Origin of the sequence: Flavobacterium aquidurense, from assembly GCF_002217195.1 — a bacterium.
Classification (GTDB): Bacteria; Bacteroidota; Bacteroidia; order Flavobacteriales; family Flavobacteriaceae; genus Flavobacterium; species Flavobacterium frigidimaris.
The window spans coordinates 188,661-204,786 of record NZ_MUGR01000034.1 but is presented as its reverse complement, the minus strand read 5'-3'; the positions used below and the strand labels follow the sequence as shown (position 1 = coordinate 204,786).

General features: G+C 34.9%; 13 protein-coding genes. 1 reads left to right on the top strand and 12 read right to left on the bottom strand.

Annotation, left to right across the window (positions count from 1 at the left end; all coding sequences use genetic code 11):
- Positions 1-23: 23 nt before the first annotated feature.
- Together B0A67_RS17425 and B0A67_RS17420 are read right to left on the bottom strand one after the other, a co-directional pair.
- Positions 24-374 (bottom strand): four helix bundle protein, encoded by a 351-nt coding sequence (locus tag B0A67_RS17425; RefSeq protein ID WP_072955023.1) that lies wholly within the window; start codon positions 372-374, stop codon positions 24-26.
- A gap of 28 nt (positions 375-402) precedes the next feature.
- Entirely contained in the window at positions 403-1,512 is a 1,110-nt protein-coding gene (locus B0A67_RS17420) for a diphosphomevalonate/mevalonate 3,5-bisphosphate decarboxylase family protein (RefSeq protein WP_072955020.1), read from the bottom strand.
- 153 nt (positions 1,513-1,665) lie between these two features.
- Between B0A67_RS17420 and B0A67_RS17415 the strand changes: the two genes are divergently transcribed.
- Complete coding sequence (locus B0A67_RS17415) at positions 1,666-2,142, top strand: TspO/MBR family protein (RefSeq protein ID WP_072955017.1); 477 nt, start codon at positions 1,666-1,668, stop codon at positions 2,140-2,142.
- Positions 2,143-2,145: 3 nt separating this feature from the next.
- On the opposite strand, the gene B0A67_RS17410 is transcribed toward B0A67_RS17415, so the two are convergent.
- The 10 genes from B0A67_RS17410 to pgmB all read right to left on the bottom strand — a co-directional run bounded on the left by B0A67_RS17410 (position 2,146) and on the right by pgmB (position 16,113).
- The gene (locus B0A67_RS17410; protein ID WP_072955015.1) at positions 2,146-2,895 is read right to left on the bottom strand and encodes a hypothetical protein; all 750 of its coding nucleotides are present in this window, start codon (positions 2,893-2,895) and stop codon (positions 2,146-2,148) included.
- A gap of 9 nt (positions 2,896-2,904) precedes the next feature.
- Positions 2,905-3,642 (bottom strand): hypothetical protein, encoded by a 738-nt coding sequence (locus B0A67_RS17405; RefSeq protein WP_072955012.1) that lies wholly within the window; start codon positions 3,640-3,642, stop codon positions 2,905-2,907.
- A gap of 148 nt (positions 3,643-3,790) precedes the next feature.
- The gene (locus tag B0A67_RS17400) at positions 3,791-4,438 is read right to left on the bottom strand and encodes an HAD family hydrolase (protein ID WP_072955008.1); all 648 of its coding nucleotides are present in this window, start codon (positions 4,436-4,438) and stop codon (positions 3,791-3,793) included.
- Between the two features lie 4 nt (positions 4,439-4,442).
- Positions 4,443-5,651, bottom strand: a complete 1,209-nt coding sequence (locus B0A67_RS17395) for a BaiN/RdsA family NAD(P)/FAD-dependent oxidoreductase (RefSeq protein WP_072955004.1) — start codon at positions 5,649-5,651, stop codon at positions 4,443-4,445.
- Between the two features lie 180 nt (positions 5,652-5,831).
- The gene (locus B0A67_RS17390; RefSeq protein ID WP_072955001.1) at positions 5,832-6,509 is read right to left on the bottom strand and encodes a glycerophosphodiester phosphodiesterase; all 678 of its coding nucleotides are present in this window, start codon (positions 6,507-6,509) and stop codon (positions 5,832-5,834) included.
- A gap of 185 nt (positions 6,510-6,694) precedes the next feature.
- On the bottom strand, positions 6,695-8,284 hold the full coding sequence (locus tag B0A67_RS17385; RefSeq protein ID WP_084074456.1) for an alpha-amylase family glycosyl hydrolase: 1,590 nt from the start codon (positions 8,282-8,284) through the stop codon (positions 6,695-6,697).
- A gap of 218 nt (positions 8,285-8,502) precedes the next feature.
- Complete coding sequence (locus B0A67_RS17380) at positions 8,503-10,377, bottom strand: glycoside hydrolase family 13 protein (RefSeq protein ID WP_072954998.1); 1,875 nt, start codon at positions 10,375-10,377, stop codon at positions 8,503-8,505.
- Positions 10,378-10,779: 402 nt separating this feature from the next.
- Entirely contained in the window at positions 10,780-12,894 is a 2,115-nt protein-coding gene (locus B0A67_RS17370; RefSeq protein ID WP_072954992.1) for a glycoside hydrolase family 97 protein, read from the bottom strand.
- Positions 12,895-12,921: 27 nt separating this feature from the next.
- Positions 12,922-15,225: a glycoside hydrolase family 65 protein gene (locus B0A67_RS17365; protein WP_072954989.1), complete on the bottom strand. Its 2,304-nt coding sequence runs from the start codon at positions 15,223-15,225 to the stop codon at positions 12,922-12,924.
- Between the two features lie 234 nt (positions 15,226-15,459).
- Positions 15,460-16,113: a beta-phosphoglucomutase gene (gene pgmB, locus B0A67_RS17360; protein ID WP_072954986.1), complete on the bottom strand. Its 654-nt coding sequence runs from the start codon at positions 16,111-16,113 to the stop codon at positions 15,460-15,462.
- Positions 16,114-16,126: the final 13 nt, after the last annotated feature.

The window sequence follows — 16,126 nt, the reverse complement described above, 5'->3', positions numbered from 1 at the left end:
AATGAATAATTAACAATTGATAATTATATGTTTTTAGAAGTTTTTATGATACTCGTTAGTAATCTTAATAACTCAATGATTTTAGGTTTAATATTTTGAAATTCGATATCAGAAAGATATTTTGTTTCATACAGCAAATCTAACCAATATTCTGTTTCGTTTGCTTCTTTTAATGAAATAGATAACTTATGAATAAAATCTGCTTTACTTTGAGCATGTTCAGATTCTCTTACATTTGCTCCGATCGATGTTCCTGAACGCAAAACTTGTCTGGATAAAACAAATTCTTTTTTCTCACTTAGAGCTTTGTAAAGGTTTACAATGTCAATTGCAAAAACAAAGGACTTATCTTTTATAACGTTTTTCTTTTCCATAAAGTTACTAATTATTAATTGACAATTGTTAATTATCAATTAATAAAGCTCCGTCTCCAATTTGGTCGCAAATGTACTGACGATTCTGACAAAATACAACTAATTCGTCCTTAATAAATTGTAATACTTTCCCGCTAACGTTTTCGGGATAAAGGACATGTACATTTGCACCGGCATCAAGCGTAAAACAAACCGGAATCTGGGTTTCATTTCTGAATTTCCAAATCGCATTTATAATCTGTAATGTATTTGGTTTCATTAAAATAAAATACGGCATCGATGTCATCATCATGGCGTGTAAAGTCAAGGCTTCGCTTTCGACTACTTTGATAAATTCATCTAAATTTCCACTTTCAAAAATGGCAATCAATTGATCCAGATTTTCATGTGCCTGTGCAAAACGTCTTTCGGCATAAGGATGATTGTGCATTAAATCATGTCCTACAGTACTCGAAACTTGCTTTTCGCCTTTGTCAACCAATAAAATAGTATCCTGGTAATTCTTGAAATTCTCATGAATGGTATACGGAAATTCAACGCCGTATAAATCTGAACTTCCTTCAATATTCGCCTGATTTCCCCATGCAACAACATTTCCTTTGATGCTTCTGCAAGCACTTCCGGAACCTAAACGAGCTAAAAATGAAGCTTTTTGGTAGAAGTATTCCTCTGTCATTTCAGGATTCAAAGCTTTTTCTAAGCTCATAAAATTCATCGCCAAAGCTGCCATTCCAGATGCCGAAGAAGCTATTCCCGAACTATGAGGGAAAGTATTTTGTGTGTCAATTGTAAAATGATACTCTTTCAAAAAAGGCAAATAGATTTCTATGCGTTCTAAAAATTTCTGAATTTTTGGTTTGAAATCTTCTTTTGGTTTTTCTTCAAAAAGCAAATCAAATGAAAAGTCATCACTTGTCACATTGAGCGAAGTTGAAATACGTTTTTTCTCAAATCCCAATTTAGTAATCGTCTTGCAATTATTAAGCGTAAAACTTACCGATGGATTTGCTGGAATTTGATTCTCTTTTTTACCCCAATATTTTACTAATGCAATATTGCTGGGAGCACTCCATTCAAAATTTCCGTTTTCGATCGTCGAAGTATATTTTTTAGGAATAAAATCAGTTGCTGTAAACATGAATTATAAAATTTTGGCAAAGATAGTTTTTAAATATTTTTACCATATAAGTTATATAAGAAAATGCAAGGAAATCTTAAACTAAAATCAACTTAGATTAGTTCTATGGTTTAAACTTTCTTTTTAACTATTTTTGGATAAAATTTAAATAGAATGAACAAGATCACCAAAATCGTCATAGCGCTCTTTATTTGTTTAATGGTAGGTTATTCTGCAAGTACTGTAACCCGACCAAGCGTTGAAACATGGTATCCCACGATTATAAAACCGGGTTTTAATCCGCCCAACTGGGTTTTTATGCCGGTTTGGTCGATACTTTATATTTTAATGGCAGTTGCAGCGGGCTTGGTTTGGGATAAAATAAAGGAACAAAACGAAGAAGTAAAAAAAGCGTTAGGTTTTTTCTTGATTCAATTGACGTTAAATGCCATCTGGTCGTATATATTCTTTGGGTTAAAAAACCCAATGTTGGCTTTAATCGAGATTGCTCTTTTATGGCTGATGATTTATGAAACGTACTTAAAGTTCCTGAAGATTAATAAAACGGCGGGTTATTTATTAATTCCTTATATGGTTTGGGTTGCCTTTGCAGGGATTCTGAATGCGAGTATCTGGTGGCTGAATAAATAAGATTCAATTTTTAGATTCCGCTTTTACCTTTTTAAACGCTTCATTTTTAGCGTATAAAAAATCCATTGTAGTTAATACATTATTATTTTCAAAAAGGTTTTTAGATCTTGGATCAGCATCGCAGAAATCAAGAAAAAGTTGAACTTCTTCAGGGGGTAATTTCAGGTCCTTTGTAAAAAAAGAGGAAGGGATTGATGCCCCTACAAGTTTTCTGAAAACCGTTTCTGAAGTTTTCTTTTCCAGTTCTTCTTTTTTATTATTTTTAAATAGATTTAAGACTCCTTTTCCCATTCGGCCAAAGTCCATACCATTTGGGATCGTTCCGTCATAAACACCAGTATATTTTTGTAAAGACTGATTGTCTTTTGAGAACTTTGCTGCATCCATATCTTGTTGGGAAATTTTAAAAGGAGTAAGCTTTAAAGAAGTTACGATTACTTCATCTAATTCTTCGGCTTTGATAACCATATTGACAAGAATGTTATTTTTATCAATATTTTCCTGAGTTACTTTTAGTCGGGTAAAAAAATAGTCTTTAGCAAAAAACAACAGACTGTCTTTTGCTTTTACCATAATAGAGAACTCACCGTAATCATTTGTTCTGGTGCTCGTTTTGGCTGTTTTATTAATAACTTCTACTTTTTTAATCAGCCTATTGTTAGAAAGGACTTTTCCGTGAAGTAACTTTTCTGTTTGAGAAAAAGAAAGTTGGTACGTTAAAAAAGAAATTGTGGTAAGCAGTTTTACATTCATGAATGGATTTTAGTTTTTAATTTCTGGATTTAACTTTTTAAACTCTTCATTTTTAGCATATAGAAAATCTATCAATTCCAAATCATTTGATTTTTCTAAAAGTATTTTAGATTTTGGATCGGCATTACAAAAGTTTAAGAAAATTTCTTTTTCTTCGGGGTTTATTTTTAAATTTTTGATAAAAAAATCTGAAGGACAAGAAGCGATGGCAAGTTTCTTAAAATGATCGTCACGTGGCTCAATCTTTTTCTTCGGTTTGTCAAAAATCGGGTAATTAATATTTATAGCATTTTTAATTTTACCATCATAAACAGTAACCTTGGTAGTAACATCGTCAAATTGCTTGCGAATTTTAATTTTATTTATTTCTTCTCTATTATTGGCGATTTTTTTAAGATCAGTTTTATTAAAAACAGATCTGGAAACTACAACATTCTCCAATTCTTCGGCTTTTTGATTCATCTCAATAATGAGATAGCTTTTTTCCAGATCTTTCAAAGTTAGCTTTAATCTTATAAATAAGTAATCGTTTGAAAAAAACAATAAACTGTCCTGCTCTTTTGTTAAAATAGAAAACTCTCCCAATTCATTTGTTCTCGTACTTGTTTTCGCTGTTTTGTTGATAACCTCAACTTTATTAAGCGGATAATTGTTAGAAATTACTTTTCCGTAAAGTAGTTTTTCTGTTTGTGAAATAGAAAGTTGATAGGTAAAAAAAGAAATTGTGGTTAGTAATTTTGCTTTCATCTAATGGTGTTTAGCTGAGCGTAAAATTATTAGAATTGTCTTAATGAAAACTTATCGAATCTGTAAATTCTTGTTAATTCGGGTTTTGTTATTTTGCAGTCGCAGTCTCCGTTTTCAGACTGTGACTGAAAACGGAGACTGGATATTTTTATAAAATTTCAATTAATTCTGAAGCATTGTTGATCACTACTTTTGCACCGCTTGCTATCAACTCGTCTTTTGTTCGATAGCCCCAGGAAACTCCAACAGGAAACATATTGGCATTAATTGCGGTTTGCATATCAATATCAGAATCTCCTATAAAAAGGATTTCTTCCGGTTTAAAATTCCATTTTTTACTGATTTCTAAAGCTTCAAACGGATTCGGTTTTTTAAGTTCTTCAGTACTCAAACCAATTGCAGCGTCAAAATAATCAGGGAATATTTCTGCAGCTATCTTTTTGGTAAGTTCATCTGCTTTGTTGGAGAAAACAGCCAATTTTATGTTTCTCGCAGTTAAATCCTCTAATAATTCAACAATTCCTTCATAAGGTTTTGTCTTCAATGTGCAAACCTCACGATATTCGTTGATCATGCAATCAAAACAGATTTCAATTTGATCGTCTGAATTATTTGTCGCGGGAAGTGCTTTGCTAACCAAATTTCGCAAACCGCTTCCAATAAAGTATTGATAAGTTTCGTAAGTATGAGTGGGATAATTTAGACCTGTAAGCACACTGTTCATGGCATCTGAAATGTCTTCTAATGAGTTTACGAGTGTTCCGTCTAAATCAAAAATAATTCCTTTAAATTTCATTGTATTATATATTGTTTGCTAGAATAAATCCGCTTGTCCAGGCGTTCTGGAAATTGAAACCTCCTGTTATGGCATCGATATTGACAATTTCACCGGCAAAATAAAGGTTTTGATGCAACTTGCTTTCCATGGTTTTAAAATTGATTTCTTTTAAATCGATTCCGCCTGCAGTAACAAATTCTTCTTTGAAAGTGCTTTTTCCGTTGACCTGAAAGGTTGCTTTTGTGAGTTGAGAAGCTAAATTCTGCAATTGAATTTTAGACAAATCGGCCCATTTTGTTTCTGCTTCAATTCCGGATGCTATCACTAAACTTTCCCATAAACGGTTCGGAAAGTCGAAAGGTGATTTTTTTGAAACGGCTTTTTTGGCGTGTTCCTGTTTTAAGTCTTTCAGGATTTTCTCGGCATCTTCGGTATCAACATCATTCAGCCAATTGACATAAATCGTAAACTGATAATTTTTATCGAATAAAGTACGGGCGCCCCAAGCCGAAAGTTTCAAAATAGCAGGGCCGCTCATTCCCCAATGTGTGATCAATAAAGGTCCTGTTGATTCGAGTTTGGTATCTTTTACGTTTACGGTAACCTGTGCCGCAACACCCGGTAATTCTTTTATACGGGAATCTTTGATGTTAAAGGTAAATAGGGAAGGTACAGGGCTCACAATGGCGTGTCCTTGCGTTTGCAGCATTTCCCAAATCTTAGGATTGCTTCCGGTTGCTAAAACCAGTTTTTCCGTGGCATAATTTTCGTCCTGAGTATCAATTTTCCAATGGTTTTCGGCTTTAAAAATTGATTGAACACTTTGCCCGGTTAGTACTTTAATGCCTAATTTTCCGGTTGCTTCTAAGAAACAATCGATTATGGTTTGAGAGGAATTTGAAACGGGAAACATTCTTCCGTCGTCTTCTATTTTAAGTTCTACACCATGTTTTTCGAACCATTCGATAGTATCTCCGGAACAAAATTGATGAAAAGGTCCACGAAGTTCTTTTTCGCCACGCGGATAAAATTTTACTAATTCGTTAGGTTCAAAACAGGCGTGTGTTACGTTGCATCTTCCGCCACCGGAAACACGCACTTTAGAAAGTACTTCTTTTCCTCTTTCTAAAATGGCAATTTTTAGTTTCGGATTTTTCTCTGCAATATTAATCGCTGTAAAAAAACCTGCAGCGCCTCCGCCAACAATGATTATGTCGAAATTTTTGATCATATTTTATTTTTTTGCCACGAATTGCACGAATTGGCACAAATTTTTTATTTGCCACAGATTAAAACGATTTACGCAGATTTTTTGCTCTGAATTCACAAATTTAAAAATAAATTAATTTGTCTAAATTCGTGGCGGAAGAGAAATCCTTTTAATCTGTGAAATCTGTGGCTATTCTTTTAATTATAATCTATCCGGAAAATCACTGATGATTCCGTCTACGTTATAGCTTTTTATTTTTTGAATGTCTTCTTCTTCATCTACTGTCCAGGGTAAAACAAGGAAATTTTTTTCTTGCATTTGTTTTACGTTTTCTGAATTCAATAACTGATAATCGGGATGAATGGCGTGTGCTTTTATTAATTCGGCGAAAGCCAAAGCTTTATCCAGAACTTCTTCTGTTAAAACTCCAATAAGAATATTTGAATTTAGATTTGATGTTTCCTGCAGTAAATTCCAATCAAAACTCGAAACAATGAAATTTTCGTAGTTCCAGTTTTTATTTAAAACATATTCTTCAATTAGGGCAACAACTTTACTTGCAGTTCCTAAACCTTTTAGCTCAATGTTGATCAGGCATTTTTTATCCACTAAATCAAATACTTCTGTTAAAGTTGGTATTTGATATTCCCCATCAATCAAAAATGATTTTAGTTCAGCCAAAGAAAAAGTATTTACAATGCCTTTTCCGTTGGTGGTTCTGTCGATCGTTTCGTCGTGAATGACTATAATATGTCCGTCAGAGCTCAGATGAACATCAAGTTCGATTCCGTCAGCATGTAAGTCTAATGCTTTACGAAAGGATTTTAGCGTATTCTCCGGTTCGTATCCTTTGGCACCGCGATGGGCTATTTTTAGCATGTATTTAGCGTTTAACCGCAAAGGTCGCAAAGTTTTACGCAAAGTGCGCTAAGGATTAGATAAAAAGTTACCCACAGATTTCACAGATTTTAGCAGATCTGATTTTAACTATGATCTGCGTGAATCGGCCTAAATCTTTTTAAAATCTGCGTGAAAAGATTTTCCGACTTCACGTCTCTGTAACGTTAAGCAAGTTCCAATAAAACAAGTCCGAATTCAGAATCGATTATGGCTTTTCCGTCCTGAACTTCTGTTTCTATTCCGGAAAATGCATCTTTTAACTTTGTTCCGTTTTGAAAGATAGAATCAACAGGAAGTTCTTTTAAACCAATTCCCAGATCTAAACCAATTATGACTTCATCAGTATAATTTTGATTTGTATAACTTCTCGAAAAAATATACGGTTTTTCAGAGATCATAACATGTATTCCTGCGCCAACTGCGGGATGATTTCTGCGGAATTGCCCTAGTTTTTGCCAATGCAAAAGTATTCTTTGTGTTTTAGGATTTGATTCGATATCGTCCCAATTCATGAAAGATCGTAAAGTAGCATCGCCTTCTGTGTCTTCGATAACCAGGGAACGGCCGGATTCATCACCATAATAAACCTGAGAGATTCCGGGAGAAAGCAACAATTTGGTTCCGGATTCAAAAGTTCGGTTGCGGTGTGCATCAAAAGGATCGGGATCATCGTGCGATGATACATAATTAAGAACGCTATAACCTTTTAGTTCATTTTGAAGTTTTGTTGAATACTTCGAAAATATAAATTCGTAATCATTTTGAGCATCCAGTTTGAACTCAAAATTGATCATGCAGTTGAAACCATGTTCAAAATAATTCACTTTTCGATCTCCAAAATCATAATTTTGTCCGCTGCTTATTTCATAACCGTAAACTTCGGCAATGGTATAAAAAGGGTTTTGGTCTACTATTTCTGATGGATGATTTTTCTTCCAGGTTTCAAAAGCATATTCACATTCTTTTTTAAAATCGACCCAAACGATTTCTTCCGTATGTTTTACGGTGTCGGCTCTGTAACCATCAATTCCGAATTCTGTGATATAATCCGTCAGCCATTTTATGATGTAATATTTTGGTGTTCGGGGATACTTTGTTCTTTTGAAAAACGTATCTAGCGAAGCGATTTCTTTGTCATAGCGCCCTTCGTTTTTCCATTTTTCGATTAAGAATGAAGGTAATTCAACTTCTTGTGTACTTTCGGTTCTTACATCGGGTAAGTTATCTACCAAAGTACACATTGTTGTATTTTCGAATGATTTATAATCACATACAACTCCGGTTCGTACCCAGTCTTCCGGCCAGATAGGATCTTCGGGAGTTACAGGGCCGGTATGATTGATAACACCGTCAAGCATAATTCTGATGCCTTTTGCGTGTGCTTTTTTGACCAGATTGGCGAGATCTTCTTTTGTCCCAAAATTGGGATCTAATGCTGTCCAGTCTCTGGCCCAATAACCGTGAAATCCATAGCTAAGTCCGGTTCCTTCATCAACGCCGTCGTGAATTTGTTCTACAATAGGCGTGAGCCAGATTACATTTATTCCTAATTGATCAAAATATCCTTCGTCGATTTTCTTTATAACTCCGATTAGATCTCCACCTTCAAAACCTCGCAGTTTTCCCGGAGTTTTGGTTCGGTTGAAATTGACATCGTTAGAAGGATTTCCGTTATAAAAGCGATCGGTAAGTAAAAAGTAAATATTTGCTCCTTCCCAAACGAAAGGTATTTTTGAAGTATTGTCGTTATTCATTGAAACTTATTTTGAGCCAGAACCACTCGTGATTAGTAATCTTAAAGATAAAGAAAGAAAAGCATATAAAAAAAATCCGCCACGAATTCACGAATTATTGTTTTGTGAAATTCGTGAATTCATGGCGGAAAAAAAATAATACCCACAGATTAAAATGATTTTTTAAAATCTGTGTTAATCTTTTAATCTGTGGCTAAAAAAACTTTGCTTGCAATAGCTTATTCCAATTCTAAAACAACAGCGGATTTTGGTTCTAAACTAATTTCAGCAGCTAAATCGAATGTTTTTCCAGTCAAAATATCTTTACCAGATTTAAAGTTTTTGATGTTTTCTTTGAAACGATTTGTTTTGATGGTTTGTGCTGTAGCGTTATTATTGAAAACTACCATTACCGTTTTGGCATCTGTATATCTGAAATAAACATATGTGTTGTTTTCAGGAATATAATGTGTCATTTTTCCGAAATGAACTGCTTCATTCGATTTTCTCCAGTTGAATAATTTTGAGGTAAAGTCAAAGTATTTTGCTTGGTCAGCAGTTCTTCCTGCTGCAGTAAAAGCATTGTTTTTATCGCCAGCCCATCCACCAGGAAAGTCCTGACGAATATCAGCATCACCTTTGCTTTTGTCACCGCCCATTCCAATTTCTGAACCATAATACACTTGTGGGATTCCGCGAACGGTTGCCAGTAAAGTCATGGCCAGTTTGTATTTTTTAAAATCGTATTTAAACTTATCATTCATACGATCGGTATCATGATTTTCGGCAAAAACCAAAAGATTATTGGGGTTTGGATATAAAAAATCCATTGCAAAATTATTGTAGAATTTAATCATTCCGTTATCCCAGGTTGGTTCGTCTTCGCTGAACGCAGAAGTAACCTGACTTTGAAGCGTAAAGTCCATTACACTTGGTAAATTGGAATTGTAATTTTCAATCGCGCCAATTTTACTGTCTTTTTGCCAATAGGCTAAATTTGCCTGATTGTGCATCCAGATTTCCCCCACAATATTAAAGTTCGGGTATTCATTGGTGATCGCTTTTGCCCAATTTGCCATAGCTGTTTGATCAGAATAATTATAAGTATCTACTCTAAAGCCGTCAAGATCGGCATATTCAATCCACCAAATCGCGTTTTGAGTTAAGTATTTTGCAACTAAAGGATTTCTTAGGTTTAAATCCGGCATAGAAGGAACAAACCATCCATCGACACAAACTTCCTGATCTATTTTTGAAGCATGGATGTCGGTAATCACTTCACGACGGTGATGCGTTTGTGTAAAAGTTTCGAATTGATTGAACCAGGTTTTAGTTGGCATATCTTTGATCATCCAATGCGTAATTCCCCAGTGATTGGTCACATAATCCATAACCAGTTTCATGTCTTTTTTATGCATTTCTGCCGCAAGACGCACATAATCTTCATTGGTTCCGTAACGAGGATCTATTTTGTAAACATCAGATTGTCCGTAAGTATGATACGAATGCTGTTTGTCATTGTCTTCTAATAAAGGCGTGTTCCAGATTGTAGTTGCACCTAATGAGGAAATATAATCAAGGTTTTTGATAATTCCTTCTATATCTCCGCCGTGACGACCACTTGGATCCTGACGGTTTCCTTTTTCTGTTAAAGCAGCATTGCTGTCATTTTTAGGATTTCCGTTAGCAAAACGATCCGGCATAATCAAATACATCATATCTGATGCATCGTAACTTTTTCTGTTTGCTGAATTTGCTTTTCTTTCTTTAAGCGAATATTTCTGCGTAAAAGCGACTTTGTTTTTGGTTTTGAAAGAGAAAACCAATTCAGAAGCTTTCAGGTTTTGTGTATCAATAGTAACGAAAAGATAATTTGGATTTTCTGTTTTCTCAACATTTTTAATCACCACATTATTTGAAACCGAAGCTTCATATTGTGCAATGTTTTTTCCGTAGAACATAATCTGTAGTTCCGGATTTTTCATTCCTGCGTACCAAAAAGGCGGTTCTGTTTTCTGGATTTGCGCTTTCGCGGAAGCAGAAAATAAGAGGGCCAACAGAATTATGGTATAGAATGAATGGTTTATCTGAAATGATATTTTAGGTGTATTCATAATTTGTATGGATTAATAAATATAATTTAAAATCGCGAATGAGATTGTTAGAATTGAAAAAAAACAAGCTAATCCAAGAGCAGAATTTCGTAAGATTATAAAGTTCTTTTTATTAAACTTATTAGCTTCATTTAAAACAAAAAGTAATGAAATGATGGTGAATGCCAGACTCATTTTAAAGAATGAATCAATTTCCTCAATAAAACCATATCCGTCTTCTCGAATATGCTTAGGTAAAGTATAATATGCCATTTCTGATAATACAATCAGTACAATTATAAAGGCAATAATTCTTATCGATAAGTATTTAATCATTAGACTTGAATAAGTATTATTAAAGGACATTCGGATAAATTAAAAGCCAGAGTGATAATAGTAGTTATTGCTCTGGCTTTTGAAGTTTTATTTGGTTTCGATAATGCTAATTGCATAACCTCCGCCCGGAGCAGATAACTGCGATAATTTTGATTTGTTTGTTACAGCAATTTTCTTGATGGTATAAGCTTGCGGATTTGTTTTGTAATGCGCATCTTTTGCATCAGCATAAATTGTAGCCGTGTATTTTTTACCTTTTTCAAGGAAACTGAAATCGATGTTTGATGTACGCGGCGTTTCTCCGTTTACGTTTCCAACAAACCAGTTGTTTGTTCCTTTTGCTTTACGTGCAACAGTAACATAATCTCCCGGTTCAGCTTCGATATATTTACTTTCAGACCAGTCTACAGCTACATCTTTAATAAATTGAAATGCATCAGGAAAACGGTTGTAGTTCTCCGGAGTATCTGCTGCCATTTGCAACGGGCTGTACATGGTAACGTATAAAGCCAATTGGTTGGCAATAGTACTGTTTACATGAGATTTGTTATCAGGATTCATTTTGCTGATATCCATTTCGAAGATTCCCGGAGTGTAATCCATTGGTCCTCCAATTAAACGTGTAAATGGTAAAACGGTAACGTGATTTGGTTTAGAACCTCCAAAGGCCTGGTATTCTGTTCCTCTTGCAGATTCGTTTCCAATTAAGTTAGGATATGTTCTCGCAATTCCTGTTGGACGAATTGCTTCGTGAGCATTGACCATAATTTTATAATCAGCCGCTTTTTCGATAGCATATTGATAGTGGTTTACAATCCATTGGTTGTAATGGTTTTCACCGCGAGGCAAAATGTCTCCAACATAACCGCTTTTTACAGCATCGTATCCGTTGTCTTTCATAAATTGATATGCTTTGTCCATGTGACGCTCGTAGTTACGAACAGAACCTGAAGTTTCATGGTGCATCATGATTTTTACACCTTTAGATTTTGCATAGGCATGTAAACCTTTTACATCAAAATCAGGATAAGGTGTTACGAAATCAAAAACGTAATCTTTTGAGTGACCAAACCAGTCTTCCCAACCTTCGTTCCATCCTTCAACTAAAACAGCATCGAAACCATTTGCAGCAGCAAAATCAATGTATTTTTTTACGTTTGCATTATTTGCTCCGTGAGTTCCGTTTGGTTTTGCTTTAGAGAAATCAGAAACACCCAATTGTACGGTTGGGAAATCGTTTGTATAGGACCAAGAGCTTTTTCCTGTAATCATTTCCCACCAGACACCAATATATTTTACCGGTTTAATCCATGAAGTGTCATCGATTTTAGATGGATCGTTTAAGTTATAAGTCATTTTTGAAGCTAAGATTTCTCTCGCGTCATCGCTTACCATAATCGTTCTCCAGGGAGAGTGACTTGGTGCCTGCATGTATCCTTTATCACCTTTTGCGTCCGGAGTTAACCACGATTCGAAAATCATGTTTTTGTCGTCAAGATTCAAATGCATACAAGAATAGTTGATCAAAGCCGCTTCGTGCAGGTTGATGTACAAACCATCATTTGTTTTCAGCATTAAAGCCGTCTGAACTCCAGTTGGTGAAAAGTTTTTTTGCGAAACATTGGCAGTATAAGCTTTTTCAGATAAACCTCTGATTTCAGATAATTTCGATTTTGTATAATCGTATTCCTGAGTATCATAATCTCCCGGGATCCAAAAAGCGGTGTGGTCGCCCGCCATAGCAAATTGAGATCTCTCTTCTTTGATGATGAAATAAGTAAGGTTTTTTTGAGTCGGGAATTCATATCTAAATCCAAGCCCGTCATCGAATAAACGGAAACGAATTACGATTTGTCTGTCAGTTCCTTTTTGATTTAAAGTTACAGCCAATTCATTATAATGATTTCTAATTTTATCTACTTCTCCCCAAACCGGTTTCCAGGTTTCATCAAAAGTGGAAGTTTTAGAATCAACAACTGTAAAATCATTCAATAAAGATTTTTTATCATCTTTAAGTTCAAGACCTAATTTACTGGTTTTGATAACCTCTTTGTTTTTGTATTTCAGATTATAAGTTGGAGTTCCGTCGTTTTGAAGCGAAAATTCCATTACGAACTTGCCTTCGGGTGATTTTAATTGTTGTGCTTCTGCAATTGAGCTGAAAGCAAACAAGATTAAACTTGCGAAAAATAAGTTTTTCATGTTTTTTAGTTTTTAGAGTATTGTAATTTAATTAATTTGTACAAGTTTACCTGCAGTTATAGGATTTCCATTCACTACAATTGTTAAATCCTGATCACCATCTACCGTAAAATTGGTTTCATTGTGATTTACAGAGACTTTCAGAATTTGATTTCTAAAGTTTATTTTAAAGGAATATCCTTTCCATTCTTTTGGAATTTTAGGAGAAAAATGCAATTGATCATTTTTCACTCTCATTCCGCCAAAACCTTCCACGATACTCATCCATGTTCCTGCCATTGAGGTAATGTGACAACCTTCCTCAACTTCTTTGTTGTAATCATCAAGATCCAGACGTGATGTTCTTAAATAAAAAGTATATGCCATATCCATTTTATCTAAATGCGCTGCCTGAATCGAGTGTACACAAGGCGAAAGCGAACTTTCGTGAACTGTAAATGATTCGTAGAATTCGAAATTGCGTTTTAGTTCTTCTTTAGAAAAATGATCTTCGAAGAAATAAAAACACTGTAAAACGTCGGCTTGTTTAATGTATGGCGAACGTAAAACGCGATCCCATGACCATTTCTGGTTGATTGGACGTTGTGATTTGTCTAAATCTTTTACAGGAACTAAATCTTTATCTAAGAAACCATCTTGTTGCAAATAAACGCCTAATTCTTCTGATTTTGGGAAGTACATATTGTCAGCTACTTTTTTCCATGCCTGAATTTCAGCTGCTGCAAGATTTACTTTTTCTATAATTCGCTTGTGATCCGCAGGATATTCTGCAGCTACTTTCCTGATTTGTTCTTCAGTATAATCGATACACCATTTTGCAATATAATTGGTGTAGAAATTATTGTTGATGTTGTTCTCGTATTCGTTTGGACCTGTAACGCCAAGAATCACGTACTGATTTTTAGCTGCAGAGAAAGAAGCTCTTTGATGCCAGAAACGGGCAATACCAATTAAAACTTCTAATCCTTTTTCAGGAATATACGAGTAATCTCCGGTGAAACGATTGTAGTTGAAAATTGCAAAAGCAATCGCACCATTTCTGTGAATTTCCTCGTGCGTGATTTCCCATTCGTTATGGCATTCTTCCCCATTCATGGTTACCATCGGGTACAAAGCTGCTCCATCTTTGAAACCTAAATTGTCTTTGGCATTTTCGATCGCTTTATCCAATTGATTGAAACGGTATGTCAATAAATTACGTGCAACCTGCTGATCTTTGGTTGCCATATAAAACGGAATACAATAAGCTTCAGTATCCCAATAAGTAGATCCGCCGTATTTTTCTCCGGTGAAACCTTTTGGACCAATATTCAAACGAGAATCTTTTCCTAAATAAGTCTGGTTTAACTGAAAGATATTAAAACGGATTCCTTGTTGTGCTTTTACATCACCATCAATGGTAATATCTGACATTTCCCAGATTTTTGCCCAGGCATCAATTTGGTTTTGAAGTAAAGTGTCGTATCCTAAACTGAGGGCAGTTTTAATTACTTTTTCGGCTGCAGCCAAAGTGTTATCGTGGTTCAAAGAAACGGTATAACCTCCAATTTTCTGGATAGATGAGGTTTGTCCTTTTGCAATAATAGTTCCGTAAGTAAACTGAACTTTATCAGCAGTAGAATCGATTGTAGAAGGTGAAATATTTACATTTTCGCCATTTGCCAGAATCGTATTGTGCATAAAAGTCGTAACTTTAAAATGCGTTTTAAATGTCTGCGCGGTTACAAAAGCTTCGTTTGTTCCTTTTTTAACTTCAAGAGGTTCCCAGAATTTTTCTTCCCAGTTGGCATCTTCATTGGTTACGCCAGCATCGATATACGGTTTGTAAACGATTTTTGCATCTTTGTTCAAAGGTGTAATTTCAAATTTGATGATTCCCACTTCATCCAGATCCAAAGAAAGAAAACGACGAATGTTTACGGCAATTTCAGTTCCGTTTTTCATTGTAGCTTCAAAAGAACGATTGTACCATCCTTCTTTCATATTCAATTCTCTGCGGAAGTTTCTGACTTCGCTGCAAGTATTTAAATCAAGATTTTCTTCGTTGATTTCAACGTCAATCCCTATCCAGTTTGGAGCATTTAATACTTTTGCAAAATATTTTGGATAGCCATTTTTCCACCATCCCACTTTGGTTTTATCCGGATAATAAATTCCTGCGATATAACTTCCCTGGAAAGTTTCACCGGAATAGGTTTCTTCAAAATTCGCACGTTGTCCCATAGCCCCGTTTCCGATACTGAAAAGGCTTTCAGACGACTTAACACTGCTGGCATCAAATCCTTCTTCGATGATGGACCAGTTGTCTGGTTTTATATAATCCTGATTCATTTGTTCAAATTAGATAATTGGGCAATTAGATAATGTGTCAATTAGAAAATGTGCCAATTTGATCATTACTTGTCTTTGGCTGCTTCTAATTTTATTCTATTCTTAATTGCTCGTTGTTGTACTATTTTACTTTTTAATTGATGATTTTATTTTTAAAATTGGTTTCTTTACTTAGATAATTCAAGATTGCGTGAATTATCTAATTATTAAATTGACATATTGCCACATTTTTCACTAACCAATTAGTTTCTCGATAAACTGTGAGTCGATTTCTGTAAAATCTTTAAAAATATGATCGGCTTCATGTAAAATTGTTTCCTCTCCAATTCCCACACTTACCATTCCGCCAATGTTTGCTGCCTGGATTCCGGCAACAGAATCTTCGAATACAATGGCATTTTTTGGATCAATATTTAATAATTGCGCCGCTTTCAGGAAAACTTCCGGATCCGGTTTGGCATTGGTAACGTCGTTTCCGTCAACAATAACATCGAAATACGAAATAATTCCTGTTTTCTCAAGGATTGGTCTGGCATTTTTACTCGCAGATCCCAAAGCAATTCCCTGATTTTTTTCTTTTAATAGCTGCAGGGTTTTAAAAACTCCCGGAAGAATCTCACTTTCGTTCATATCAACTAAATAAGATAAGTAATCTTCATTTTTTTGAATGAGCCATTTGTCCTTATCCTCCTGAGAAGCCTGAACATTTCCTAATTCAAGAATGATATCCAGCGAACGAACGCGGCTTACACCTTTTAGTAATTCGTTGTTTTCGTGTGTGAAATTGATATTTAATGATTGGGCGATTTTCTGCCACGCTAAAAAATGATATTTGGCAGTATCAACGATTACGCCATCAAGATCGAATATGAATGCTTTTTTGTTCATTATAAGGGGGATT